Source organism: Enterobacter cloacae complex sp. 385G4 (genome assembly GCF_057320665.1).
In genome coordinates this window covers 186,197-210,213 of the sequence record NZ_JBXWDD010000006.1, presented here as the reverse complement: position 1 = coordinate 210,213, position 24,017 = coordinate 186,197, and the positions used below count along the sequence as shown (strand labels likewise).

22 protein-coding genes and 1 other annotated feature are annotated in these 24,017 nt (G+C 57.8%); of the genes, 9 read left to right on the top strand and 13 right to left on the bottom strand.

Annotation, left to right across the window (positions count from 1 at the left end; all coding sequences use genetic code 11):
* Positions 1-25: 25 nt before the first annotated feature.
* Complete coding sequence (locus AC2FAJ_RS16835; RefSeq protein ID WP_041911045.1) at positions 26-880, top strand: co-chaperone YbbN; 855 nt, start codon at positions 26-28, stop codon at positions 878-880.
* 51 nt (positions 881-931) lie between these two features.
* On the opposite strand, the gene fetB is transcribed toward AC2FAJ_RS16835, so the two are convergent.
* Positions 932-1,714, bottom strand: a complete 783-nt coding sequence (gene fetB / locus AC2FAJ_RS16830; RefSeq protein WP_041911046.1) for an iron efflux ABC transporter permease subunit FetB — start codon at positions 1,712-1,714, stop codon at positions 932-934.
* Positions 1,707-2,378: an iron efflux ABC transporter ATP-binding subunit FetA gene (gene fetA, locus AC2FAJ_RS16825; RefSeq protein WP_060573177.1), complete on the bottom strand. Its 672-nt coding sequence runs from the start codon at positions 2,376-2,378 to the stop codon at positions 1,707-1,709. The genes fetB and fetA overlap by 8 nt, the downstream gene beginning before the upstream one ends.
* A gap of 246 nt (positions 2,379-2,624) precedes the next feature.
* Between fetA and AC2FAJ_RS16820 the strand changes: the two genes are divergently transcribed.
* From AC2FAJ_RS16820 to AC2FAJ_RS16810, 3 genes are all read left to right on the top strand, one after another.
* A complete protein-coding gene (locus AC2FAJ_RS16820) occupies positions 2,625-3,482 on the top strand; it encodes a hypothetical protein (protein ID WP_041911048.1) in 858 nt (285 codons plus the stop codon).
* Positions 3,483-3,592: 110 nt separating this feature from the next.
* On the top strand, positions 3,593-4,507 hold the full coding sequence (locus AC2FAJ_RS16815; protein WP_008499312.1) for an SPFH domain-containing protein: 915 nt from the start codon (positions 3,593-3,595) through the stop codon (positions 4,505-4,507).
* Positions 4,504-4,956 carry an NfeD family protein gene (locus tag AC2FAJ_RS16810; RefSeq protein ID WP_028012207.1) on the top strand — a complete coding sequence of 151 codons (453 nt, stop codon included), beginning with the start codon at positions 4,504-4,506 and terminating at the stop codon, positions 4,954-4,956. Before AC2FAJ_RS16815 ends, AC2FAJ_RS16810 begins: the two co-directional genes overlap by 4 nt.
* Here the strand turns inward: AC2FAJ_RS16810 and cueR are convergent.
* Positions 4,953-5,363, bottom strand: coding sequence for a Cu(I)-responsive transcriptional regulator (gene cueR, locus AC2FAJ_RS16805; RefSeq protein ID WP_028012206.1), 411 nt, complete (start codon positions 5,361-5,363; stop codon positions 4,953-4,955). The two genes, AC2FAJ_RS16810 and cueR, sit on opposite strands and share 4 nt — an antisense overlap.
* Positions 5,364-5,471: 108 nt before the next feature.
* On the opposite strand from cueR, the gene copA reads away from it, so the two are divergent.
* The 3 genes from copA to ybaK all read left to right on the top strand — a co-directional run bounded on the left by copA (position 5,472) and on the right by ybaK (position 9,493).
* The gene (gene copA, locus AC2FAJ_RS16800; protein WP_047362420.1) at positions 5,472-7,970 is read left to right on the top strand and encodes a copper-exporting P-type ATPase CopA; all 2,499 of its coding nucleotides are present in this window, start codon (positions 5,472-5,474) and stop codon (positions 7,968-7,970) included.
* A gap of 50 nt (positions 7,971-8,020) precedes the next feature.
* Positions 8,021-8,815, top strand: coding sequence for a TraB/GumN family protein (locus AC2FAJ_RS16795; protein WP_045631425.1), 795 nt, complete (start codon positions 8,021-8,023; stop codon positions 8,813-8,815).
* Between the two features lie 198 nt (positions 8,816-9,013).
* Positions 9,014-9,493, top strand: a complete 480-nt coding sequence (ybaK, locus tag AC2FAJ_RS16790) for a Cys-tRNA(Pro)/Cys-tRNA(Cys) deacylase YbaK (RefSeq protein WP_008499307.1) — start codon at positions 9,014-9,016, stop codon at positions 9,491-9,493.
* Positions 9,494-9,612: 119 nt separating this feature from the next.
* Here the strand turns inward: ybaK and ushA are convergent, their stop codons facing one another.
* Positions 9,613-11,265: a bifunctional UDP-sugar hydrolase/5'-nucleotidase UshA gene (gene ushA, locus AC2FAJ_RS16785; RefSeq protein WP_028012202.1), complete on the bottom strand. Its 1,653-nt coding sequence runs from the start codon at positions 11,263-11,265 to the stop codon at positions 9,613-9,615.
* Positions 11,266-11,429: 164 nt separating this feature from the next.
* Here ushA and AC2FAJ_RS16780 point away from each other — a divergent pair, with 164 nt between their 5' ends.
* Together AC2FAJ_RS16780 and ybaL are read left to right on the top strand one after the other, a co-directional pair.
* Positions 11,430-12,638, top strand: coding sequence for an MFS transporter (locus AC2FAJ_RS16780; RefSeq protein ID WP_028012201.1), 1,209 nt, complete (start codon positions 11,430-11,432; stop codon positions 12,636-12,638).
* 232 nt (positions 12,639-12,870) lie between these two features.
* Positions 12,871-14,547 carry a YbaL family putative K(+) efflux transporter gene (ybaL, locus tag AC2FAJ_RS16775; RefSeq protein ID WP_041911052.1) on the top strand — a complete coding sequence of 559 codons (1,677 nt, stop codon included), beginning with the start codon at positions 12,871-12,873 and terminating at the stop codon, positions 14,545-14,547.
* Between the two features lie 92 nt (positions 14,548-14,639).
* Here ybaL and AC2FAJ_RS16770 read toward each other — a convergent pair whose 3' ends face one another.
* The 9 genes from AC2FAJ_RS16770 to AC2FAJ_RS16730 all read right to left on the bottom strand — a co-directional run bounded on the left by AC2FAJ_RS16770 (position 14,640) and on the right by AC2FAJ_RS16730 (position 24,008).
* Positions 14,640-15,944, bottom strand: coding sequence for an inosine/guanosine kinase (locus AC2FAJ_RS16770; RefSeq protein ID WP_045260696.1), 1,305 nt, complete (start codon positions 15,942-15,944; stop codon positions 14,640-14,642).
* Positions 15,945-16,006: 62 nt separating this feature from the next.
* Positions 16,007-16,969 carry a ferrochelatase gene (gene hemH, locus AC2FAJ_RS16765; protein ID WP_041911054.1) on the bottom strand — a complete coding sequence of 321 codons (963 nt, stop codon included), beginning with the start codon at positions 16,967-16,969 and terminating at the stop codon, positions 16,007-16,009.
* Positions 16,970-17,093: 124 nt separating this feature from the next.
* Positions 17,094-17,738 (bottom strand): adenylate kinase, encoded by a 645-nt coding sequence (adk, locus tag AC2FAJ_RS16760; RefSeq protein WP_006809841.1) that lies wholly within the window; start codon positions 17,736-17,738, stop codon positions 17,094-17,096.
* A gap of 195 nt (positions 17,739-17,933) precedes the next feature.
* Positions 17,934-19,808: a molecular chaperone HtpG gene (htpG, locus tag AC2FAJ_RS16755; RefSeq protein ID WP_333059808.1), complete on the bottom strand. Its 1,875-nt coding sequence runs from the start codon at positions 19,806-19,808 to the stop codon at positions 17,934-17,936.
* A gap of 110 nt (positions 19,809-19,918) precedes the next feature.
* Positions 19,919-20,524, bottom strand: a complete 606-nt coding sequence (gene recR / locus AC2FAJ_RS16750) for a recombination mediator RecR (RefSeq protein WP_006809843.1) — start codon at positions 20,522-20,524, stop codon at positions 19,919-19,921.
* The gene (locus AC2FAJ_RS16745) at positions 20,524-20,856 is read right to left on the bottom strand and encodes a YbaB/EbfC family nucleoid-associated protein (protein WP_003858972.1); all 333 of its coding nucleotides are present in this window, start codon (positions 20,854-20,856) and stop codon (positions 20,524-20,526) included. The genes recR and AC2FAJ_RS16745 overlap by 1 nt, the downstream gene beginning before the upstream one ends.
* A gap of 54 nt (positions 20,857-20,910) precedes the next feature.
* On the bottom strand, positions 20,911-22,839 hold the full coding sequence (gene dnaX, locus AC2FAJ_RS16740; protein ID WP_041911056.1) for a DNA polymerase III subunit gamma/tau: 1,929 nt from the start codon (positions 22,837-22,839) through the stop codon (positions 20,911-20,913).
* Positions 21,517-21,581: a sequence feature (DnaX frameshifting element), on the bottom strand. (Overlaps the previous gene by 65 nt.)
* An 88-nt stretch (positions 22,840-22,927) precedes the next feature.
* Complete coding sequence (gene apt, locus AC2FAJ_RS16735; protein WP_000127359.1) at positions 22,928-23,479, bottom strand: adenine phosphoribosyltransferase; 552 nt, start codon at positions 23,477-23,479, stop codon at positions 22,928-22,930.
* Between the two features lie 151 nt (positions 23,480-23,630).
* Complete coding sequence (locus AC2FAJ_RS16730; protein WP_041911057.1) at positions 23,631-24,008, bottom strand: DUF454 family protein; 378 nt, start codon at positions 24,006-24,008, stop codon at positions 23,631-23,633.
* Positions 24,009-24,017: the final 9 nt, after the last annotated feature.

Below are 24,017 nucleotides of genomic sequence, written 5' to 3'. Positions count from 1 at the left end.
GTAAACCGACAAAAGAGAAAGCCGCATGTCCGTACAGAATATCGTCAATATTACAGAAGCAAACCTGCAACAGGTCCTCGAACAGTCGATGGCTAAACCGGTACTGTTCTACTTCTGGTCTGAGCGCAGCCAGCACTGTCTGCAGCTGACGCCGGTGCTGGAAAGCCTTGCCGCGCAGTACAACGGTCAGTTCATTCTGGCGAAACTGGACTGTGACGCCGAGCCGATGGTGGCGTCGCAGTTTGGTCTGCGCGCCATTCCAACCGTTTATCTGTTCCAGAACGGCCAGCCTGTCGATGGCTTCCAGGGCCCCCAGCCGGAAGAGGCGATTCGCGCCCTGCTGGATAAAGTGCTGCCGCGCGAAGAAGAGCTGAAAGCGCAGGAAGCGATGGTGCTGATGCAGGAAGGCAAATACGACGAGGCGCTGCCGCTGCTGAAAGAGGCGTGGCAGCTGTCGAACCAGGACAGCCAGATCGGCCTGCTGCTGGCGGAAACGCAGATCGCCCTGCACCGTTCAGAAGACGCGGAAGCCGTGCTCAAGACGGTACCAATGCAGGATCAGGATACTCGCTATCAGGGGCTGGTGGCGCAGATTGAGCTGCTAAAGCAGGCGGCGGACACTCCGGAAATTCAGCAGCTGCAGCAGCAGGTGGCCGACAACCCGGCGGATGCCGCGCTGGCAAGCCAGCTGGCGCTCCAGCTGCATCAGGTGGGACGTAACGAAGAGGCGCTGGAGCTGCTGTTCAGCCACCTGCAGAAAGATCTGGCTGCCGCAGACGGTCAGGCGCGCAAGATGTTCCAGGAGATCCTGGCCGCGCTGGGCACCGGAGACGCGCTGGCGTCGAAGTATCGTCGTCAGTTGTACGCGCTGCTCTACTAACAAAAAATGCCCGGTGGCGCTAACGCTTACCGGGCCTACAAAAAACCGATATTACCCCGTCTTTTTCAACGGCGTCACCACCAGCTGGTGGCGCGGGTTGTAGAACTTCCGATAGGTCAGATAGCAGGCAATGATGGTTGACAGGCTCGCCGTGGAAAGCAGCATAAACGTCACCATGATCTGATACTTAATCGCTTTTACCGGATCGATACCGGCAAAGATCAGCCCCGACATCATGCCCGGCAGGCTCACCAGCCCCACCGTTTTGGCAGAATCCACGGTCGGGATCAGTGATGAGCGAATGCTCTCACGAATCAGCCGCGCTGAAGCCACTTTTGGCGTCGCCCCCAGGCTTAACTTCTCCTGCAGCTGCTGCTGTTCACTGCTGAAACGCTGGCCGAGGTTGTTGTAGCACAGGCCAACGGCCACCATGGCGTTTCCCGCAATCATCCCGGAGATAGGGATCACCTGCATCGGCGTAAACTCAATCGAGCCAGAGAGTACCAGCACCGCCAGGGTGAGCGCCGTCCCGGTGGTAATCGCGATAAATGACGAGATAAACGCCTTATCAATATATTTACTGCGTTTCTGCGCGTTCCACGCCGCGTTAAAGCAGATGAAGAGCACCATCAGCAGCGTCAGCACCGCGTGGTTGACGTTGAAAATATACTTCAGCACATAGCCGACGATGATGAGCTGAACCACCGCGCGGCAGATACTCCAGACAATATCTTTTTCCAGGCCCAGCTTTTCCCGGTAGCTGACGACGATAGCAATCAGCACCAGCACCATCGAAAACGCCAGAGATTCATTGGTAATGTTATGCTCACCCACGGTTGGCCTCCTGCATTTTCCCGCCGTGCGGCTGGAGCGTAATCACGTCATCCGCATGGGTAATTTCGTTTGAGTCGTGCGTCACCCACAGCACGGCAATATTCTGCTCGCGGGCGTAACGATGAATAAGCTCGTTGACGTTGCGTTTGTTGGCATCATCGAGCGCGCTGGTGATCTCATCCAGCAGCAATACCTTCGGTAAGAACTGCAGATTACGGATCAGCGAGACGCGCTGCTTTTCGCCGCCCGAGAGCTCACTGATGGATTTGGTCAGCGTCTCCTTCGCCAGGCCAAAACGGGCCAGATCGTCGATGAATTTTTCCGGCTCCGGCGTTTTATTGCGGATTTGCCACGGAAAAATCAGGTTATCAAAAACCGTGTCGCCAAAAAGCACGGGCGTTTGGACGCAATAAGAGACCTGCTGGCGATAGCTTTCCGGGGAAAGTGACGCAATATCCTGCCCTTCAAACAGAATGGTTCCCTCCGTTGGGCTCAGCAGTGAGGCCACAATCTTCAGTAAGGTGCTTTTACCGCAGCCTGACGGCCCCGTTATCAGCTTGAACTCACCGGGAGAAAGGTTAAACCCGACGTGCTGAAGGATCGTGTTATTTGCGACACGAAAGCCGACGTCCTTTATCTGCAAAACTGCATTTTCGTTGTTCATATTTTTTCCAGTAACTCCTGAGCGTTATTAGCATAATCCGTGCCGCACGTTCGTCACAACGCGTTTTAGCGCCCCCTTTCGCCACCAAGACTTCCGATTGTGTTTACCGTGCATTCATTAGACATGCTTTACACTTTCGCTTTACAGTTTACGCCGTGACCTTAGCGACACTTCCGTATCCCTGGTTTAGAACATTCGTTAAAGTGGTGTTAAGCTCTGCCCGCAACACAATAAGGAAGTACAAGAATGTCTAATATTCACACTTTTTATGAGTTTTCTGAACTTGAACCCGGCGTGAAAACCATCGATCAGCTGCTTGCTGCCATTGCTTCAGAATCCGTTACGGCTTATGTGTTCGGGGGAGAGCTTGTCCGGTTCGTTAAGGGCCTGCTGAAGATGAAGCCGGTCATTCAGCTGAAGAATTGCCGCTTTGCGTTTGATAACGGCACTCGCTTCGTTGAAATCGACGGCAGAGGGAATGTCAAAGAGTTCGAGCCGGGCAAGGTTCCGGCCTGGTTCCAGTCTCCCGGTGAGTTTGCCCGCGGCCAGTGGCTGGTCAACCATGATTTTGCGGACTTGATGACGCCGGAATTTATCCGCGCGTTTATCGAACGCTTCCCGGACGTAAGCAAACGACGCGAACACGCGAACCTGCTGTTCGATCTGCAGCTCAATAAGCTGGCGCCCGCGCAGCCCGCGGCGAAAAAGACCGGCAACGTTCAGGGCAAAACGACCAAACCCAAAGTCACCGATCTGCAGTCTTTCGAACTCTTCAGCCAGTTTTATGCGCGTATGAAAACGGCAGTCTGTGCAGACCAGTTCCCGACGCTGCAAATTCTGACGGGACACGACGCCGTCAACGACGCACCCACCTCTCTGAAGGGCGCGGTACGCACCTGGTTTAAAGGGATCACCGGTCAGCTTCCGCCGAACAACAAGCGCGTGGGCGCGGGCAATGCGGAACTGTTCTGCGCGCCGATCCGCGAGCAGCTGCGCCAGGTCGAAGAGATTGGGCTGGAGACCTTCTATCACGGCCTGTCGAAAGCCATCGCCGATGCGGGTGACGATGCGCTGATCGCTGACTTTACCTACAGCTACCACTAACGCTCTGCCCCGCCCGTCGGACGGGGCGAATTTTAGCCCATTAGCCGATATACTTACGAATAGTAAACACGCGCTTTTTCTCATCAAAGCATGCAAAACAGGAGGTTTTTATGCTCATCGTTGTTCCCGTCCTTATATTCGTCGCGCTGGTTATCGTGGGCGCAGGTGTCAAAATTGTCCCTCAGGGTTACCAGTGGACCGTAGAGCGCTTCGGCCGCTATACCAACACGCTGCAGCCCGGCCTAAGCCTGATTGTGCCGTTCATGGACCGGATTGGTCGCAAGATCAACATGATGGAGCAGGTGCTGGATATCCCCTCTCAGGAAGTGATCTCCAAAGATAACGCCAACGTTACCATTGATGCCGTCTGCTTTATTCAGGTGATTGATGCGCCGAAAGCGGCCTATGAGGTGAGCAACCTGGAGCTGGCGATCGTCAACCTGACGATGACCAACATCCGTACCGTGCTCGGCTCGATGGAGCTGGACGAAATGCTCTCCCAGCGCGACAGCATCAATACCCGCCTGCTGCACATTGTTGACGAGGCAACGAACCCGTGGGGGATCAAAGTCACCCGTATTGAGATCCGCGACGTGCGCCCACCGGCAGAGCTGATCGCCTCCATGAACGCGCAGATGAAGGCCGAGCGTACCAAGCGTGCCTATATTCTGGAAGCCGAAGGGGTCCGTCAGGCGGAGATCCTCAAAGCGGAAGGGGAAAAACAGTCGCAGATCCTGAAAGCCGAAGGCGACCGTCAGTCCGCGTTCTTACAGGCGGAAGCGCGTGAACGTTCCGCAGAAGCGGAAGCCCGTGCGACACAGATGGTCTCCGAGGCGATTGCCGCCGGTGATATCCAGGCCGTGAACTACTTCGTGGCGCAAAAATATACCGATGCGCTGAAAGAGATCGGCTCCGCGAACAACAGCAAAGTGGTGATGATGCCCCTGGACGCCAGCAGCCTGATGGGCTCTATCGCAGGGATCGCCGAACTGATCAAAGACAGCGGAAACGAGCGTAAAAAATGATTGAGCTCATCGTTGCACATCCTCATGCCTTCTGGCTAAGCCTCGGTGGCTTATTGCTGGCGGCGGAGATGCTTGGCGGCAACGGCTACCTGCTCTGGAGCGGTGTTGCCGCTGTCATTACGGGCCTGCTGGTCTGGATCCTTCCTCTGGGCTGGGCGTGGCAGGGCGCGCTGTTTGCCGTGCTGACGCTGGTTGCCGCCTGGCTGTGGTGGCGCTGGCTTAACCGTCAGGTCAAAGAGCAGAAACCGCTGGACGCGCATCTCAACCAGCGCGGACAGCAGATTGTCGGCAAGCGCTTTACGCTTGACGCCGCGCTGGTGAACGGGCGCGGGCACATGCGCGTGGGCGACAGCTCGTGGCCGGTGGTGGCCGACGACGACCTCAGTGCCGGAACGCAGGTTGAGGTCATTGCGGTGGAAGGGATTACGCTGCGGGTAAAAGCCTGCTAGACGTGGGTTTTGCGATGGCAGCAGCCGGCAAGATTATCAATAATCGGGCAGTCGGCGCTGTCATCACCCGGACAGGATTCCGCCAGCTGCAGCAGCTGTTCGCGCATCGCCTGTAGCTCGATGATGTGGCGCTCGATCTCCGCCACTTTTTCCAGCGTGCGTTTTTTCACGTCCGCGCTGTGGCGCTTCGGATCGTTAAACAGGTTAACCAGCTCGCCGCACTCTTCCAGGTTAAACCCCACCTGTCTTGCCTGGCGCAGCAGCGTCAGCTCATCGAGATGCAGCTGCGTGTAGCTGCGGTAGCCGTTTTCACTGCGCAGCGGTGGCGTTACCAGCCCCTTCTCTTCATAAAAGCGGATCGCCTTGCTGGTTAAGCCGGTTTTTTTTGCCACGTCACTGATATTCACATTTCCCCCTTGACCTTCCCCTTGAGGGAAGGTTTAACCTTCATAACAGTTAGCGAAAAGCGTTACTCCGGTCAACAACTGACCAATATATTATACGGGAGTTTTGTTATGTCTCACACTATCGACCTGACGCTGGACGGCCTCTCCTGCGGCCACTGCGTCAAACGTGTTAAAGAAAGCCTGGAACAGCGTCCTGACGTTGAAAGCGCTGAAGTGACTATCGACCATGCCGCCGTGACCGGCAGCGCCAGCGCGGACGCGCTGATTGATACTATTAAACAGGCCGGTTATGGGGCGGAGTTAAGCCACCCAAAGGCTAACCCGCTGGCAGAGTCATCATCCCCGTCGGAAGCGCTGACAGCGGCCACTCCTGAGCTTCCGGCAGCAGATGATATTGATGACAGCCAACAGCTGCTGATCAACGGCATGAGCTGCGCCAGCTGCGTCTCCCGCGTGCAGAACGCCCTGCAGGCGGTACCGGGCGTCGCACAGGCACGGGTCAACCTTGCGGAGCGTACTGCGCTGGTGATGGGCAGTGCCTCCGCCGCAGATTTAGTGCAGGCCGTGGAAAAAGCGGGCTACGGGGCGGAGGCCATCGAAGATGATGCCGAGCGCCGCGAACGCCAGCAGGAAACGGCTATTGCCACCATGAAGCGCTTCCGCTGGCAGGCGATCGTCGCCCTGCTGGTCGGTATTCCGGTGATGGTGTGGGGCATGATGGGTGACAACATGATGGTCACCGCAGATAACCGCACGCTGTGGCTGGTGATTGGTTTAATTACCCTTGCGGTCATGGTCTTTGCAGGTGGGCATTTTTATACCAGCGCCTGGAAGAGCCTGAAAAACCGCACGGCGACGATGGATACGCTGGTTGCGCTCGGTACCGGCGCGGCGTGGCTTTACTCCATGAGCGTGAACGTCTGGCCCCAGTGGTTCCCGATGGAAGCCCGCCATCTCTATTATGAAGCCAGCGCCATGATTATCGGCCTGATTAACCTGGGCCACATGCTGGAAGCGCGCGCCCGTCAGCGCTCCTCGAAAGCGCTGGAACGCTTGCTCGATTTAACCCCGCCGACGGCCCGCGTGGTCACGGACGATGGGGAAAAAAGCGTCCCGCTGGCTGAGGTACAGCCGGGCATGACGCTGCGCCTGACCACCGGCGACCGGGTGCCCGTCGACGGTGAAATCACCCAGGGCGACGCCTGGCTGGACGAAGCGATGTTGACCGGGGAGCCGATCCCCCAACAAAAATCACAGGGCGATGCGGTTCATGCCGGTACGGTAGTGCAGGACGGCAGCGTGCTGTTCCGCGCCAGTGCCGTCGGTAGCCACACCACGCTGTCGCGTATTATCCGCATGGTCCGCCAGGCCCAGAGCAGCAAGCCGGAGATTGGCCAGCTTGCTGACAAAATCTCGGCCATTTTTGTGCCGGTAGTGGTCGGCATTGCTCTGCTGAGCGCGGCGATCTGGTATTTCTTCGGCCCGGCACCGCAGATTGTTTACACCCTGGTCATCGCCACTACGGTGCTGATCATCGCCTGTCCGTGCGCTCTTGGGCTGGCGACGCCGATGTCGATTATCTCCGGCGTGGGCCGTGCCGCCGAGTTTGGCGTGCTGGTCCGTGATGCGGATGCCCTGCAGCGGGCGAGCACCCTGGATACGATTGTCTTTGATAAAACCGGTACGCTGACCGAAGGCAAACCGCAGGTAGTGGCCGTGAGCACCGCAGGCATTGCGCAAGAGGATGCGCTGCGCCTTGCCGCCGCGCTGGAGCAAGGTTCCAGCCACCCGCTGGCCCGCGCCATTCTCGACAAAGCGGGCGATGCAGCCCTGCCGCAGGTCAGCAATTTCCGTACCCTGCGCGGGCTTGGCGTCAGCGGTGAAGCCGACGGCCACGCGCTGCTGCTAGGTAACCAGGCGCTGCTGAATGAAAACGGTGTTGATACGTCCGCGCTGGAAGAAGAGCTGAAAGCACAGGCGTCTCGGGGCGCCACCCCGGTTCTGCTGGCGGTGGATGGCAAAGCCGCCGCGCTGCTGGCCGTGCGCGATCCGCTTCGCCAGGACAGCGTGGATGCCTTACAGCGCCTGCACCGCGCGGGCTATCGCCTGGTGATGCTGACCGGGGATAACCCGACCACCGCCAACGCCATCGCAAAAGAGGCCGGTATTGATGAGGTGATTGCGGGCGTGCTGCCGGACGGCAAAGCGGATGCCATCAAGAACCTGCAAAGTCAGGGTCGCCAGGTGGCGATGGTGGGCGACGGCATCAACGACGCCCCGGCGCTGGCCCAGGCGGACGTAGGGATAGCCATGGGTGGCGGGAGCGATGTCGCCATTGAAACCGCCGCCATTACGCTGATGCGCCACAGCCTGATGGGCGTTGCCGACGCCCTGGCCATTTCGAAAGCCACGTTGCGCAACATGAAGCAGAACCTGCTGGGGGCGTTCGTCTATAACTCGCTCGGTATTCCGGTTGCCGCGGGCATTTTGTGGCCGCTGACCGGCACCCTGCTGAACCCGGTGGTTGCGGGTGCGGCGATGGCACTCTCCTCCATTACCGTAGTGAGCAACGCCAACCGTCTGCTGCGGTTTAAACCGAAGGATTGAACCTTGTTCTCGTACGCGCTAGCATGACCCTTTCCGGTCATGGAGCGCGTATGAGTCTGTTTAATCGTATAAAAGCATCGTTTCGCGCCCTCTTCCCCCGCCGCTATGCCTGGCCCGGCCTGGATATCTCGCTTCCCGGCGGGCAACACCTGCACCTGGTCGGCAGCATCCATATGGGCACGCAGGGAATGTCTCCTCTGCCATCCGGTCTGATAAAACGCCTGAAGCGCGCCGACGCGCTGGTCGTCGAGGCGGACATTTCCGGCCACGAGTCGCCGTTTGCCGGGCTTGAAAGCGATCTCCCGCTGGCGGAGCGCCTGAACGACGACCAGCTCGCGGAGCTGAGGCGCGTGGCGGCAGAAACCGGCGTGTCGCTCTCCATGATTGACACCCTGCCGCTGTGGCAAATTGCAATGGTGCTGCAGGCCACGCAGGCGCAGCGTCTGGGCCTGCGCGGTGACTATGGCATTGATTACCAGCTGCTGAACGTGGCGCGGGCGCGCCGTATGCCCATCATCGAGCTGGAAGGGACGGATAGCCAGATTGCGCTCCTGCGCCAGCTTCCTGACGACGGTCTGATGCTGCTGGATGATACCCTGACCCACTGGCACACCAACGCGCGTCTGCTGCAAACCATGATTGGCTGGTGGCTGGATGCGCCGCCCGCGGACGGTAAGCTGGCGCTACCGTCGACGTTCAGTGAATCGCTTTATGATGTGCTGATGAATGCGCGCAACAAAGCCTGGCGAGAGACGCTGCATGCTTTACCTGCGGGGGAGTACGTGGTCGCGGTCGGGGCGCTGCATTTATACGGCGAAGGGAATTTGCCGTCGCTGTTGAAATAAAAAAATGGCCAATATCTCTATTGGCCCGTCAAAGAGGAATTTCATCGTTTTTATTATACCGAAGTGACCTTCGGCTGAGCCGATTGTCGCTCAAAGTGACCATCACTGCCAACACTATTGCGCAAGATGGTGCTATTTTTTAGACAAACGTCAGGCGTATGCTGGCTGCATGAATTGTCTGTCGTAAGAAGGATAGCTATGACTCCCGCCGTTAAATTACTCGAAAAAAACAATATTTCTTTCCGGATCCATACCTACGATCACGATCCGAACGAAACCAACTTTGGTGATGAAGTGGTGCGCAAGCTGGGGCTGAACGCTGACCAGGTCTATAAAACGCTGCTGGTGGCGGTGAATGGCGATATGAAACACCTCGCCGTGGCGGTAACGCCCGTTGCCGGACAGCTCGATCTCAAAAAGGTAGCGAAAGCGCTGGGGGCGAAAAAGGTCGATATGGCGGACCCGATGGTTGCGCAACGCACCACGGGCTATCTGGTGGGCGGGATCAGCCCGCTCGGACAGAAAAAACGCCTGCCGACGCTGATCGATGCGCCTTCGCAGGAATTTGAGACGATCTATATTTCGGGCGGTAAACGCGGGCTGGATATTGAACTGGCCGCGGGCGATCTGGCGAAAATGCTGGATGCGAAGTTTGCGGATATTGCCCGCCGGGAGTAAAAAAAGCCGGGTGGCGGCTACGAGGTAAAAGCAAAACGGTAACAGGCGTTACCGTTTTTTGTGTTCGCACCCTCTCCCAGTGGGAGAGGGTTGGAGTGAGGACATCAGGCCGCACAACACTACTGCCAGCTCACCTCACCTTTCGGCTCATAGGCATTCACGTCAATCGGCGAATTCTGCTCGATGTACTGCTTCAGCACTTCCGCATCAATAAAACCGGTGTTTACGTAGCCCGGTTTATTATCGATGTGCGGATAGCCGTCGCCGCCGGTGGCGTTAAAGCTTAACGTCGCCAGACGGTAGGTTTTCGCCGGATCGACCGGCTCGCCTTTGATTTTGAGATCGTTGAGCTTGCCGTCCTTCGCCACAAAGCTGACGTTGGCAAACTGCGGATAGGCACCCGAGTCCGGCTTCATCTGCGCCACGGCGGTCAGGTAGTCAACGACCTCTTTCCCGCTCATATCCGCATACACCACCACATTGCCGAACGGCTGCACCTTCAGCACGTCTTTATAGGTGATGTTTCCGCCTTCGATGGAGTCACGAATGCCGCCGCCGCTCATCACGCCGAAGTCCGCATTCGTGCGCGCCATCTGCGCCGCCAGCACCAGATGGCCCATGTTGGTCTGCACGAAGCGGACTTTACTGCGGTCCCCTTCCAGACGACCGTTCAGCGTGCCGATTTTCACGTCCAGCTGCGCCTTGCCTTTGTTCTGGAACGGCGTCAGCAGGGAGAGCATCTGCTGGTTTTCAGCAATCTCTGGCGTGTAAAGTACGCGCTCGCTTTTCCCGTCCGGGTAGGTGACTTTCTTCTTCAGGTTCACCGGGATGAGCTGATAGCGCACCAGCTTCATCTCACCGTTACGAAACTCAAAGTCCGCCCGCCCCACGTATTTACCCCACTCGTGGGCCTGCACAATCCAGATCCCGTTCTGACGATCTGGCGCACACGGCGTGCCCGGCACGTAGTCCACCTGCTTTTTGTTCTCCGACGCCATGCACACCGGATCCTGCGAGTGACCGCCCACAATCATCGCCAGCGAGCCCGCTGGCAGGCTGCGCGCCATCTCCACGTCGCCGGGCGCATTGGAGCCGTGCTCGCCGTTATCGTAGTGTCCCATGTGGGTAGTGGCGATAATCACGTCCGGCTTTTCGTTCTGCTGCAGCTCCTGAATCACCAGCTTCGCTTCGTCTGCCGGTTTGCGGAATTCGATATCGGTGAAGAACTCAGGGTTACCGATTTTTGCCGTATCGTCGGTGGTTAAGCCGATGACCGCAATTTTGAGATCCTGACGCTTAAACAGCGCCCACGGTTTAAACAGACGTTCGCCGGTGCTTTTCTGGTAAATATTGGCGGAGAGGAACGGGAATTTGGACCATTTCTCCTGCTGGCGCAGCACGCTCAGCGGATTGTCAAACTCGTGGTTGCCGACGGCCATCGCGTCGTAACCGATTAAATTCATGCCGCGGAAATCGGGTTCAGCATCCTGTAAATCCGATTCCGGCACGCCGGTATTAATATCCCCGCCTGAGAGCAACAGCACGCTGCCGCCCTGGGCCGCCACCTCTTTGCGAATGCCGTCCACCAGCGTTTTTTGCGCCGACAGACCATACTCGCCGTATTCACTGCGCCAGAAATGACCGTGATGATCGTTGGTATGCAGAATGGTGATTTTATAGGTTTTATCTTTTTCATACGCCTGCGCGGGCAGGCTTGCCAGGCCCCATGCGGCAATAAGCGCCAGCGCGACGCCCCGCTTCATTAACTTCATCTTCTCTCTCCCTGACCAATAGACAAAGGCAAAAATTACAGTGACTAACAAGAATAGACAAATAAGTTTTCAGAATTGCGACTTTCTTCAAATGTCACGGACGAGTATGTTAGTCGGATAATAATTACTCCCTGCATCTCTAATAACAAATTGACGTGGTATTTATGGCAATCAGTGAATCAACCCAGCCCGCTCCGGGCGCGCCGGCGTCGCGCACCTCTTTTAAAGTTTTAGGCGCAATCAGCCTCTCGCACCTGCTCAACGACATGATCCAGTCGTTGATTCTGGCGATCTACCCGCTGCTGCAGTCCGAGTTTTCGTTAACCTTCGTACAGATCGGGATGATCACCCTGACCTTCCAGCTGGCCTCGTCGCTGCTGCAGCCGGTGGTGGGTTACTGGACGGATAAATACCCGATGCCGTGGTCGCTGCCGATAGGCATGTGCTTTACCTTAAGCGGGCTGGTGCTGCTGGCCATGGCAGGCAGTTTTGAAGCGGTTCTGCTCGCCGCCGCGCTGGTGGGAACCGGCTCGTCCGTCTTCCATCCGGAATCGTCCCGCGTGGCGCGTATGGCCTCCGGTGGCCGTCACGGGCTGGCGCAGTCACTCTTCCAGGTAGGGGGCAACTTCGGTAGCTCCCTCGGCCCGCTGCTGGCGGCGGTGATTATCGCCCCGTATGGCAAAGGCAATGTGGCCTGGTTTGTGCTGGCCGCCCTGCTCGCCATTGTCGTGCTGGCACAAATCAGCCGCTGGTACGCCGCCCAGCATCGCGTGAACAAGGGGAAACCTAAAGCAAAGGTTATCAATCCCCTGCCTCGTAATAAGGTCATTCTTGCGGTTTCCGTGCTGCTGGTGCTGATTTTCTCCAAATACTTCTATATGGCGAGCATCAGCAGCTATTACACCTTTTATCTGATGCAAAAATTCGGATTATCGGTACAAAACGCACAGTTCCACCTGTTTGCTTTCCTCTTCGCGGTGGCCGCAGGAACGGTGATTGGCGGGCCGGTGGGGGATAAAATTGGCCGTAAATATGTCATTTGGGGCTCTATCCTCGGGGTGGCACCGTTTACCCTTATTTTGCCGTACGCAAGTCTGGAATGGACCGGGATTTTAACCGTGATAATCGGTTTTATCCTCGCCTCCGCGTTTTCCGCCATCCTGGTCTATGCTCAGGAGCTGCTGCCGGGCCGTATAGGTATGGTTTCCGGGCTCTTTTTCGGTTTCGCCTTTGGGATGGGCGGCCTTGGCGCAGCCGTATTAGGGATGGTTGCGGATCACACCAGCATCTTCCTGGTTTACAAAATTTGCGCTTTCCTGCCGCTTCTTGGGATGTTGACCATATTCCTGCCTGATAATCGTCATAAAGCGTGATTTACGGGTAGCTAAAGTTATGCTTTGGCTACCCTCCCCCCTTATGCGATAAGGGTTTCCTCTTCATCCCCACTCTGAATTTATCAATATGCGCCTTTTTAATCGCATATTGCCGTTTTATTCAAACTTCAACAATTATTCATAAACATAAGGGCAAAAATTGTCATAAACTATTACCTGGCTTTTTGGTATTCACGCCAAAAATGGAACACTCACCACGAAAGGAGACGGAATGCACCACGCCACACCGCTTATTACCACCATTGTTGGTGGACTTGTGCTCGCTTTTATCCTTGGCATGATTGCCAATAAGCTGCGTATTTCTCCTCTTGTCGGCTATTTGTTAGCGGGTGTACTGGCGGGGCCTTTCACGCCAGGCTTCGTGGCGGATACCAAACTGGCGCCAGAGCTGGCGGAACTGGGCGTGATCCTGCTGATGTTTGGCGTCGGTCTGCATTTTTCGCTGAAGGACCTGATGGCGGTAAAGTCGATCGCCATACCCGGAGCGATCGCCCAGATAGGGGTGGCGACGCTGCTGGGCATGGCGCTTTCGGCAGTGCTGGGCTGGTCGCTGATGACCGGCATCGTCTTTGGGCTGTGCCTCTCCACCGCCAGTACCGTGGTGCTGCTGCGCGCGCTTGAAGAGAGGCAGTTGATAGACAGCCAGCGCGGGCAAATCGCGATTGGCTGGCTGATTGTAGAAGATCTGGTGATGGTGTTGACGCTGGTGCTGCTGCCCGCCGTCGCCGGGATGATGGAAAAAGAGAACATCGGCTTCGCCTCGCTGGCGCTGGATATGAGCATCACCATCGGTAAGGTGGTGGCCTTTATCGCCATCATGATGCTGGTGGGCCGCCGTCTGGTGCCGTGGATCATGTCCCGCAGCGCGGCGACCGGCTCCCGCGAGCTGTTTACCCTCTCCGTGCTGGCGCTGGCGCTGGGCATCGCCTTCGGTGCCGTTGAGCTGTTTGATGTCTCCTTTGCCCTGGGGGCGTTCTTCGCCGGGATGGTGCTGAACGAATCCGAGCTGAGCCACCGTGCGGCGCACGACACGCTGCCGCTGCGCGATGCGTTTGCCGTGCTGTTCTTCGTCTCCGTCGGGATGCTGTTCGATCCGCTGGTACTGATCCAGCAGCCGCTGGCCGTGCTGGGCACGCTGGCGATCATTATTTTTGGTAAGTCGCTCGCGGCTTTCTTCCTGGTGCGAATGTTCGGCCACTCCCCGCGCACGGCGCTGACCATTGCCGCCAGCCTGGCGCAGATTGGCGAGTTCGCCTTTATTCTGGCCGGTCTGGGCATGGCCCTGAACCTGCTGCCACAGGCGGGGCAAAATCTGGTGCTGGCGGGGGCAATCCTCTCCATCATGCTAAACCCGGTATTGTTTGCCCTGCTGGAAAAATACCTCGAGAAGACCGAAACCCTCGAAGAGCAGACGCTGGAAGAGGCAACGGAAGAAGAGAAGCAGATCCCGGTGGATATTTGTAATCACGCCCTGCTGGTGGGCTTTGGCCGCGTCGGCAGCCTGCTCGGCGAGAAGCTGATGGCGCAGGGGATCCCGCTGGTGGTGATTGAGACGTCACGCACCCGCGTGGATGAGCTTCGCGAGCGCGGGATTCGTGCGGTGCTGGGCAATGCGGCGAACGAAGAGATCATGGAGCTGGCGCATCTGGACTGCGCCCGCTGGCTGCTGCTGACCATTCCAAACGGTTATGAAGCGGGTGAGATTGTGGCCTCCGCGCGTGAGAAGTGCCCCGGTATTGAGATCATTGCCCGAGCGCACTATGACGACGAGGTGGAGTACATTACCGAGCGCGGCGCGAATCAGGTGGTGATGGGCGAGCGTGAGATTGCGAACACCATGCTGACGCTGCTGACGAAGCCGCCAGTTGAAGAGGCGGTTACGGGGTAAGTTTGCTGCAGCCTGATGCCCTCACCCTGGCCCTCTCCACAGGGAGAGGGAACAAATACTAAAAACGGCAACCACAGGTTGCCGTTTTGCTTTTACCTGTCCCAGTACGCCTCTTCGAGGCTGTCTTCTCGTTCCGGCAGTCCACGCGTTAAGCGTGGAGAATGCTGGTTCAGCACCTGATAGCTCACGCGGTTCGCGTACTTGCACACCTGCGCCAGCGACGAATAGGTCAGCCAGCTGAACTTGTGCTTGCTGGAGTTCGGCACGTTAGTTTTGTGATAGGCGTTCGCGGTAATGTCATGCAGCAGCGCGGCCAGCGCGCCGTCGCCCGCGCCGTTAGTGTTCATGATCTTCTCCGGCCCGCCCATATACGGCGCAATGTGGGAGTAGATACGCAGCGGATTCACGCAGTCTTTGTGGCGCATGCCGCGGCTGAACTCGTACTGGTTGAACTCCGCAATCGCCCCCGGCAGCAGCGGGTGCTGGGTTTTGCGCTTGCTCTCTTCTTCCGTGAACCCCGCCATATACAGCCCAACCGGACCCGCGGTGCAGAGCACCAGATCCACCCAGTCCAGCGCTTTGTCAGACGCCAGCAGCGGATCGCTTTCACCGGTCAGCGCCTCGGCCTCTTCTTCGTTCATCGCCAGAATGGAGACGTGCTCTTTCAGGAAGGTCTGCCACCACTCCGGGTTATCGGCAATCACGAATTTGGTGCCCAGCGTCAGAACGACGGGCACGTCGTACTTTTTCGCGTACTCAATCGCCTTCATGGTCGCCTCAGGCATCGGCTCGCCCGGCTTGCAGCGCACCAGGTAGGAGGTCAGCACCAGCGCAGACGCGCCCGCGATCACCTCTTCGGGAATGCTTTCCGCGCGCAGCTTGTTCATGTGTCCCGGGCTGATGGCAAAGGTACGCTCGCCGGATTCGCCGATCAGCGTAAAGCAGCGGCCAATCGGCCCGTCTACGCCCTGGAGATAGTTCAGATCGGTGCGGCTGGAGGTGTTGCACAGGTAGCGGTAGGCGTAGCCACCGATTTCGATATTGCTGCACATCACGCCGAGCAGCACCGAGCGGTCATCTGCCAGCACCGAGTAGTTGTGCATGGTGTTGCCGATGGTGCCGCCAGCGAACTGATGGGTAATCAGATTTTCGCGCACCAGCTCCTGGTACAGCGCTTCGGCAACGTCGTCCTCAATCACCAGCGAGTGACCGGCGCTCAGACCGTAACGGGCGACAAACTCATCATCCACTTTCGCTTCAATGTCCACCAGCGTCTGGTCGATACCGACAACCCAGGCCGCGCTGGTTTCATTTTCAGGCTGGATTTGCTGCAGGAGCGGATCGCGGGCATCGACGGGAAAGTAGTGTTTGGATTTGCGTTTACCGGGAAATTTCATGGTCTGAACTGTACGAAGAATATGGGCCGGGAATGGTAGCACAAACCCGGCCCGGAGTGCGATCAGCGGCTGTTCGTCACCAGCGAGACCATCATGTCGATATGCTCAGGTGAGTCGTTAAGCGCCGGAATGTACTCATACTTTTCGCCTCCGGCCTCAAGGAAAAATTCCCGGTTTTGCACCGCGATCTCCTCCAGCGTTTCAAGGCAGTCCGCCGAGAAGCCCGGCGACATCACCTGAATGTGCTTCACGCCCTTCTCGCCGAGCATTTTGAGGGTTTCATCGGTGTACGGCGTCAGCCACGGCTCGCGGCCAAAGCGCGACTGGAAGGTCATCATCACCTTCTCCGGCGGCAGGCCAAGGGCGGAGACCAGCTCGCGGGTGGTATCGCGGCAGCGCTGGGGGTAATCATCCCCTTCATTGGCGAAACGTTGCGGAATACCGTGATAGGAGAGCAGCAGCAGATCCGGTTCGCCGTGCTTTTCAAACGATGCTCGGGCGCTGTTGGCAAGCGCCTTAATGTAGAGATCGTTATCCGCATAATCGCGAATAAAGGTCACGCCCGGAATGCGGCGACGCGTCTTCAGAATACGCGCCAGCTCGTCCCAGACGGCGGCCACCGTCGAGCAGGAGTACTGCGGATACAAGGCCAGCACAACGATATGATCCACGCCCTGTGCCAGCAGCGCGTCGACGGCGCTTTCCAGAGAAGGTTTACCGTAGCTCATGCCGAGTGCGACGGGCATATCCGGCAGACGGGCGGCAAGCGCTTTTTCCTGACGACGGCTGTACACCATCAGCGGCGAGCCCTCTTCCATCCAGACGGACTGATAAAGTTTGGCAACGCGCGGAGAGCGAATCGGCAGAATGACGCCACGCAGCAGCGGCCACCAAAGCAGTCTCGGAAAATCCACGACGCGCGTGTCGCTTAAAAATTGTCGCAGATAGCGTTTTACCGCCGCTGGAGTGGGTGCTTCTGGGGTGCCCAGATTGGCAAGCAGGATGCCGGTTTTCGCCTGACTCATTCACGCCTCTTAACCATTTGATAGGTTGTCAATTGTAGCGGAAATGCGTTTAAACGAAACCCATTGCTGTAATAGGTAAGATGAGAATATTTCTCACCCGGAAACCCGGGTGAGAGGCGCGTGATTAGCCGAGGATTTTTTCCAGCTCTGCACGTACGTCAGCCACGGCTTTGGTGCCGTCAACTTTGGCGTATTTGGTGTTACCCGCCTGCGCTTCTTTGGTGTAGTAGCCAATCAGCGGCGCGGTCATCTGATGGTATTCCACCAGGCGTTTACGCACGGTCTCTTCCTGATCGTCTTTACGGGTGGTCAGCTCTTCGCCGGTCACGTCGTCTTTGCCTTCAACCTTAGGCGGGTTGAATTTGATGTGGTAAACACGGCCAGAGGCAGCGTGCACGCGACGGCCAACGATACGGTCAACGATCAGCTCGTCCGGTACGTCGAACTCCAGCACGTAGTCCACGTTGATGCCCGCTTCTTTCATGGCGTCAGCCTGAGGAATGGTGCGCGGGAAGCCGTCCAGCAGGAAACCGTTACGGCAGTCTTCCTGCGCAATGCGCTCTTTAACCAGCGCGATAACCAGCTCGTCGGTTACCAGCTTGCCTGCGTCCATGATGTCTTTCGCTTGTTTACCCAGCTCGGAGCCAGATTTTACAGCGGCGCGCAGCATGTCACCGGTGGAGATTTGCGGAATACCGTATTTCTCCATGATGAACTGAGCCTGAGTTCCTTTACCCGCGCCCGGAGCGCCAAGCAGAATAATACGCATTGCGAAAATCCCCTCAAATGTCGTTTCAATTTTTCAAAAGCGCTAAACAATACCACCAGAACGGGCGTGGCTCAAGGAAGGCGGGAAGGCTGAAACGGTTAATGGGGGGAGATAATTTGGGAGAGTGCGGTCTGGTGCCCTCACCCCGGCCCTCTCCCACGGGGAGAGGGAGAAGACCAGGGGAGACGTGGTCAGTTACGCCAGCAGCAGCGCATTCACACGTTTAATGAACAGGTTAGGATCTTCCAGGGTGCCGCGCTCGGCCAGCAGGGACTGATCCAGTAGCAGTTCAACCCACTCGGCAAAGCGAGCTTCATCCTGGGTATCCGCCGCGCGTTTCACCAGCGGATGATCCGGATTAAGCTCGAAGATATATTTCACTTCCGGCACGGCCTGGCCCGCCGCGGCGAACAGCTTCGCCATCTGGGTGCTCATTTCGTCCGCATCGGTGGTGACAATCGCCGGAGTATCGGTCAGACGGTGCGTAAAGCGCACCTCTTTCACGCGGTCGCCCAGCAGGGTTTTGACACGCTCAACGAACGGCTCCAGCGCCTTCTCGGCTTCTTTCGCGCTTTCGTCCACTTCATCCGCCAGCTTGTCGATGGACTCGTCGGCTTTGGCAACGGACTGGAACGCCTTACCGTCGAACTCGGTCAGGTAGTTCATCATCCACTCGTCGATGCGGTCAGAAAGCAGCAGCACTTCGATACCTTTCTTACGCAGCAGCTCCAGGTGCGGGCTGCTCTTCGCTGCCGCATAGCTGTCGGCGGTGATGTAGTAGATCTTCTCCTGCCCTTCCTTCATGCGGGAGACGTACTCTTCCAGCGACACGGTCTGGGCGGAGGAGTCAGTGTGCGTAGAGGCGAAGCGCAGCAGTTTGGCGATGGTTTCAACGTTCGCCATGTCTTCAGCCGGGCCTTCTTTCAGCACCAGGCCGAACTGTTTCCAGAAGGTCTGGTATTTTTCCGCGTCGTCTTTCGCCAGTTTTTCCAGCATCTGCAACGCGCGTTTGGTCAGGGCGTTACGCAGATTACGTGTGACGGTGCTGTCCTGGAGGATTTCACGGGAGACGTTCAGCGGCAGATCGTTGGAGTCTATCAGTCCACGAACAAAGCGCAGGTAGTTCGGCATGAACTGCTCGGCGTCGTCCATGATGAAGACGCGCTGCACGTACAGCTTCAGGCCGTGCTTGTGATCGCGGTTCCACATGTCCCACGGTGCCTGTGCCGGGATATACAGCAGGCTGGTGTACTCCTGCTTCCCTTCCACGCGATTGTGGCTCCAGGTCAGCGGGTCGGTAAAGTCGTGAGCGATGTGCTTATAAAACTCGTTGTACTCGTCGTCTTTGATTTCAGCCTTGTTACGCGTCCACAGCGCCTGCGCCTTGTTGATTTTCTCCCAGGAAACAACGGTTTCACCGTCTTTCTCTTCCTGTTTTTCAATCTCTACCGGCAGCGCGATGTGGTCGGAATATTTGCTGATGATGGAGCGTACGCGCCAGTCGTTCAGGAAATCATCTTCGCCTTCGCGCAGGTGGAGGGTGATTTCGGTGCCGCGATCCGCTTTGGTGATGTCATCAACGGTGTATTCGCCTTCCCCTTTGGATTCCCACAGCACGCCGTTCTCGGCGCTGTCACCCGCCGCGCGGGTGCGCACGGTGACTTTGTCCGCCACGATGAACGCCGAGTAGAAGCCTACGCCGAACTGGCCAATCAGCTGGCTGTCTTTCGCCTGGTCAGAGCCCATGGACTCCAGGAACGCTTTGGTGCCGGATTTGGCGATGGTCCCGAGGTGGTCGATCACCTCGTCGCGGTTCATCCCGATGCCGTTATCAGCGATGGTCAGGGTGCGGTTCTTTTTGTTGAAAGAGACGCGCACGCGCAGTTCGCCGTCGCCTTCATACAGATCCGGATTGGACAGCGCGCGGAAGCGCAGCTTGTCCGCCGCATCGGAGGCGTTGGAAATCAGCTCACGCAGGAAAATTTCTTTGTTGGAATACAGGGAATGGATCATCAGGTGCAGAAGCTGTTTTACTTCTGACTGGAAACCACGGGTTTCTTGTCCTTTCATCTATGTCGACCTCAACAATGCCATTTAATGGGGTTTTAAAACGTTGAGTGAGAGATGGGGATACGGGGGGAAATTTTCAAGCGGAGGCCGCGCGCGCGGCCTCCGTTTGGTCAGAAAATAATCTTGTGACGTCCGGCCAGAGAGTGCGACAGCGTGGTGCCGTCGACCATTTCCAGCTCGCCGCCGACCGGCACGCCGTGGGCGATGCGGCTGGCGTCAACGCCGTACTGCGCGCACAGCTCGGCGATGTAGTTGGCGGTTGCCTCCCCTTCCACCGTGGGGTTGGTGGCGAGGATCACCTCTTTGATCGTTTCGGATTCAAGACGCTGTTCAAGGCGGTCAAGACCGATATCGTCCGGGCCAATGCCGTCCAGCGGGGAGAGATGCCCCATCAGCACGAAATAGCGGCCGGAAAACTGCCCGGTTTGTTCGATGGCGTAGATGTCCGCCGGACTCTCCACCACGCAAATCTGGCCGTTCTCCTGACGACGCGGGTTCGTACAGATGTTACACACGTCCTGCTCGGTAAAGGTCCGGCAATCCGCACAGTGACCAATTTCTGACATGGCGCGGGTCAGAGCCTGCGCCAGGCGCATCCCGCCGCTGCGGTCGCGCTGCAATAGCGTAAACGCCATGCGCTGCGCCGACTTCGGGCCAACGCCCGGCAGGCAGCGCAGTGCTTCCATTAACTGCGTGAGCAGCGGACTGGTTTGCATCAGAATGGCATCTTAAAGCCCGGCGGCAGCTGCATACCGCTGGAAACAGAGGCCATTTTCTCTTTCTGGGTTTCGTCGATACGGCGAGCGGCATCGTTAAACGCGGCTGCAACCAGATCTTCCAGCATCTCTTTGTCGTCTTCGAGCAGGCTCGGGTCGATTTCAACGCGACGGCAGTTGTGCGCACCGTTAATGGTCACCTTGACCAGACCGGCACCGGATTCACCCGTGACTTCCAGCTGAGCGATCTCTTCCTGCATCTTCTGCATTTTTTCCTGCATCTGCTGAGCCTGCTTCATCAGGCCACCCAGACCGCCTTTTCCACCAAACATAGGCTTCTCTCTTCTTTCACGTTTAAGGATTACAACCGTAAGTCAGACTCACGATCAAATGGGGCGAATACTCTCTTCATCCAGATCGGCGTCGAAGAACCGGCGCAGGGTCTGAATGTTGTTATCCGCAATAATTGCCTCGCGCGCCTGCGCGAGCTTCTCTTCATAAATGGCCTGGCGCCACTCAAGCGGCGTTTTCACTGCCGGATTATCATCTTCAATGATAGTCAATTCAACCGGTGAACCCTGTAAAGCAGCAAGCGCCTCGGCCAGCGCCTTTTGCGCGCCAGGGGAATTGAGGTGCCGCTGGCCCGGACGCAGGTGCAGACGCACCTGATTGCCGTCCTGCTCTTTCCAGGCGTTCAGCGCGACCTGCTCCACCAGCTTCGGCAGCTGGAGTTTGCTGACCTCAGCGGCCCAGGCGTCGCGCGCGATGGACTCTTCGGCGAGCTTCGCGGAAAGCTCCGGCGTTTTTTCATGCTCCAGCGCCTTTTTCAGCGCTTTCGGCGTGGCGACCACTTCCTTGACCGTTTCAACAACGGTGGTCGCCTTCCAGCGGTAAGCCTCTTCTTTCACCGGGGCTTTCTGCTCGAGCGCGGACGGTGCCGGACGCGACTGTACGCGCTCCGTTACCGAGGCCAGTCGTTCAAGCGCGGCGTTGTTCACCGGCCGCGCTCTTCCTGGCGCTGCCGGTTCACTCTTTTTTGGTTTGGTTACTCCCTGCGCACGCTGCAGCTGGCTGCGTGCGGCAAGCACCGAACTGGTGGCATCCGACAGCGGTACGTTTTGCTGTGGCGGCGGCGTCGGCTGCGGTGGCACCTGCTGCGGTGACATTACCGCGGTCGGAGCAACCGGCGCAAAAGACTGCCGCGGCGCTTCCGGTTCCGGCAACGGCATGCGCGGATGGAACGCCAGCGCGCGCAGCAGCGTCATTTCGACGCCCATCCTGGGGTCCGGCGCGAACGGTAACTCTTTGCGGCCAATCAGCAGCGTCTGGTAATACAGCTGCACGTCGGCAGGCGGCACGGTGCGGGCCAGTTCACGCATCCGCTGTTCAATGGCGGCCATGTCCGCACCGATGGCCGACGGAGACAGCTGCAGCATCGCCACGCGGTGCAGCAGGCTGAGCATCTCGACCAGCAGCGCTTCCCACTCAATACCGCGGGCAGCGGCCGCGTTGACCAGCGACATCACGCGCTCGCCGTTGGCGGCAATCATCGCTTCGATGAGCGACAGCGCCTGATCGTCATCCAGCGTGCCGAGCATGGTGCTGACCGCTTCGGTCGAGAGCTTGCCGTCACCGCTGGCAATCGCCTGGTCGGTCAGGCTTAGCGCATCACGCAGGCTGCCGTCAGCCGCGCGGGCCAGCAGCTGCAGGGCGCGCGGCTCGTGAACGATCTTCTCTTCATCAAGGATATGCTCAAGCTGCGCGCGGATCTGCTCAACGTCCAGCGCCTTCAGGTGGAACTGCAGGCAGCGCGACAGGATGGTAACCGGCAGCTTTTGCGGATCGGTGGTCGCCAGCAGGAATTTAACGTGCGCGGGCGGCTCTTCCAGCGTTTTCAGCAGGGCGTTAAAGCTGTGGCGCGACAGCATGTGCACTTCATCGATCAGGTAGACCTTGAAGCGGCCGCGCGCCGGGGCGTACTGCACGTTGTCGAGCAGATCGCGGGTGTCTTCCACCTTGGTACGCGAGGCGGCGTCGATCTCGATCAGATCGACAAAACGCCCCTGCTCGATCTCGCGGCAGTTGTCACATACGCCGCACGGGGTGGCGGTGATCCCGGTTTCGCAGTTGAGACCTTTCGCCAGCAGACGGGCAATAGAGGTCTTACCGACGCCGCGGGTGCCGGAAAAAAGATAGGCGTGATGGATGCGACCTAGCGACAAGCCGTTCGCCAGGGCCGTCAGCACATGTTCCTGACCGACAACGTCAGCAAAGGTTTGTGGTCGCCATTTACGGGCTAACACCTGATAACTCATGGGCAGGCTCTGCAACGCTGGAAGGTGAATTTATGGAGGGGAATGCTATCACAACCTCACCCATTGAGCGAGGTTGTGAAAACCGGGATTAATGACCCGGGAAAGGCACCAGGCTGTAGCTGGTAATGCCCTGTTTTTCCAGGCGCTGTTCACCGCCAAGATCGAACAGGTTGATGATGAAGGCCGCGTCGGTCACTTCACCACCCAGACGGCGGATCAGCTTGACGGTCGCTTCGATAGTGCCGCCGGTTGCCAGCAGATCGTCCACCACCAGCACTTTGTCGCCGGGCTTGATCGCGTCAACGTGGATCTCCAGCTGATCGGTGCCGTACTCCAGCTCGTAGCTCTCCGCGATGGTTTCACGCGGCAGTTTGCGCGGCTTACGCACCGGCACAAAACCCACGCCCATCGCCAGCGCAACCGGTGCGCCAAACAGGAAGCCGCGGGCTTCGGTACCTACTACTTTGGTAATCCCGGCGTTTTTATAACGTTCGACCAGCAGTTCAATGCTGAGCGCGTACGCTTTCGGGTCTTCCAGCAAGCTGGTGACATCACGGAAAAGAATGCCAGGCTTTGGATAGTCCTGGATGCTTTTGATGCTATTTTTCAGATATTCAAGCTGCTGTGCAGTTGCGGTCATCGGTTTGTGCCTAAATGAAACAGTGTTACTCACGGCGCGCGACGAGTCGGTCAAAGTAACAGTTGTTTAACCTTTGACCAGGCGCACCTGTGCTCGAAAACGGTCGAATTTACTGGCTGCGCGCCATAATTGCAACCGCCATGATGAGGCTTCAGTGCTTTTGTTGCTTTTCATCAACCACGGGGATCCGCCACATGAAGATCAGCAGGCAGGCCAGGATCGCCAGCAGCAGAATACGCACCCACATCATGTTCACCAGCCATAACGAAATGGCGAAGGTGATCAGGATAAAGGCAATGGCGCGCGGCTTGGCCCCGGGCGGCATGGCCCGGTGTTTTTGCCAGTGCCGCAGGTAGCCGCCAAACCACGAGCGGTACAGCAGCCAGTGGTGAAAACGCGGCGACGAGCGGGCGAAGCACCAGGCGGCCAGCAGGATAAACGGGGTGGTCGGCAGCAAGGGCAAAACCACACCTAGCGTACCCAGCACTACCGCGAGCCAGCCAATGATGATTAAAATAGTACGCTGCATAATGCGAAT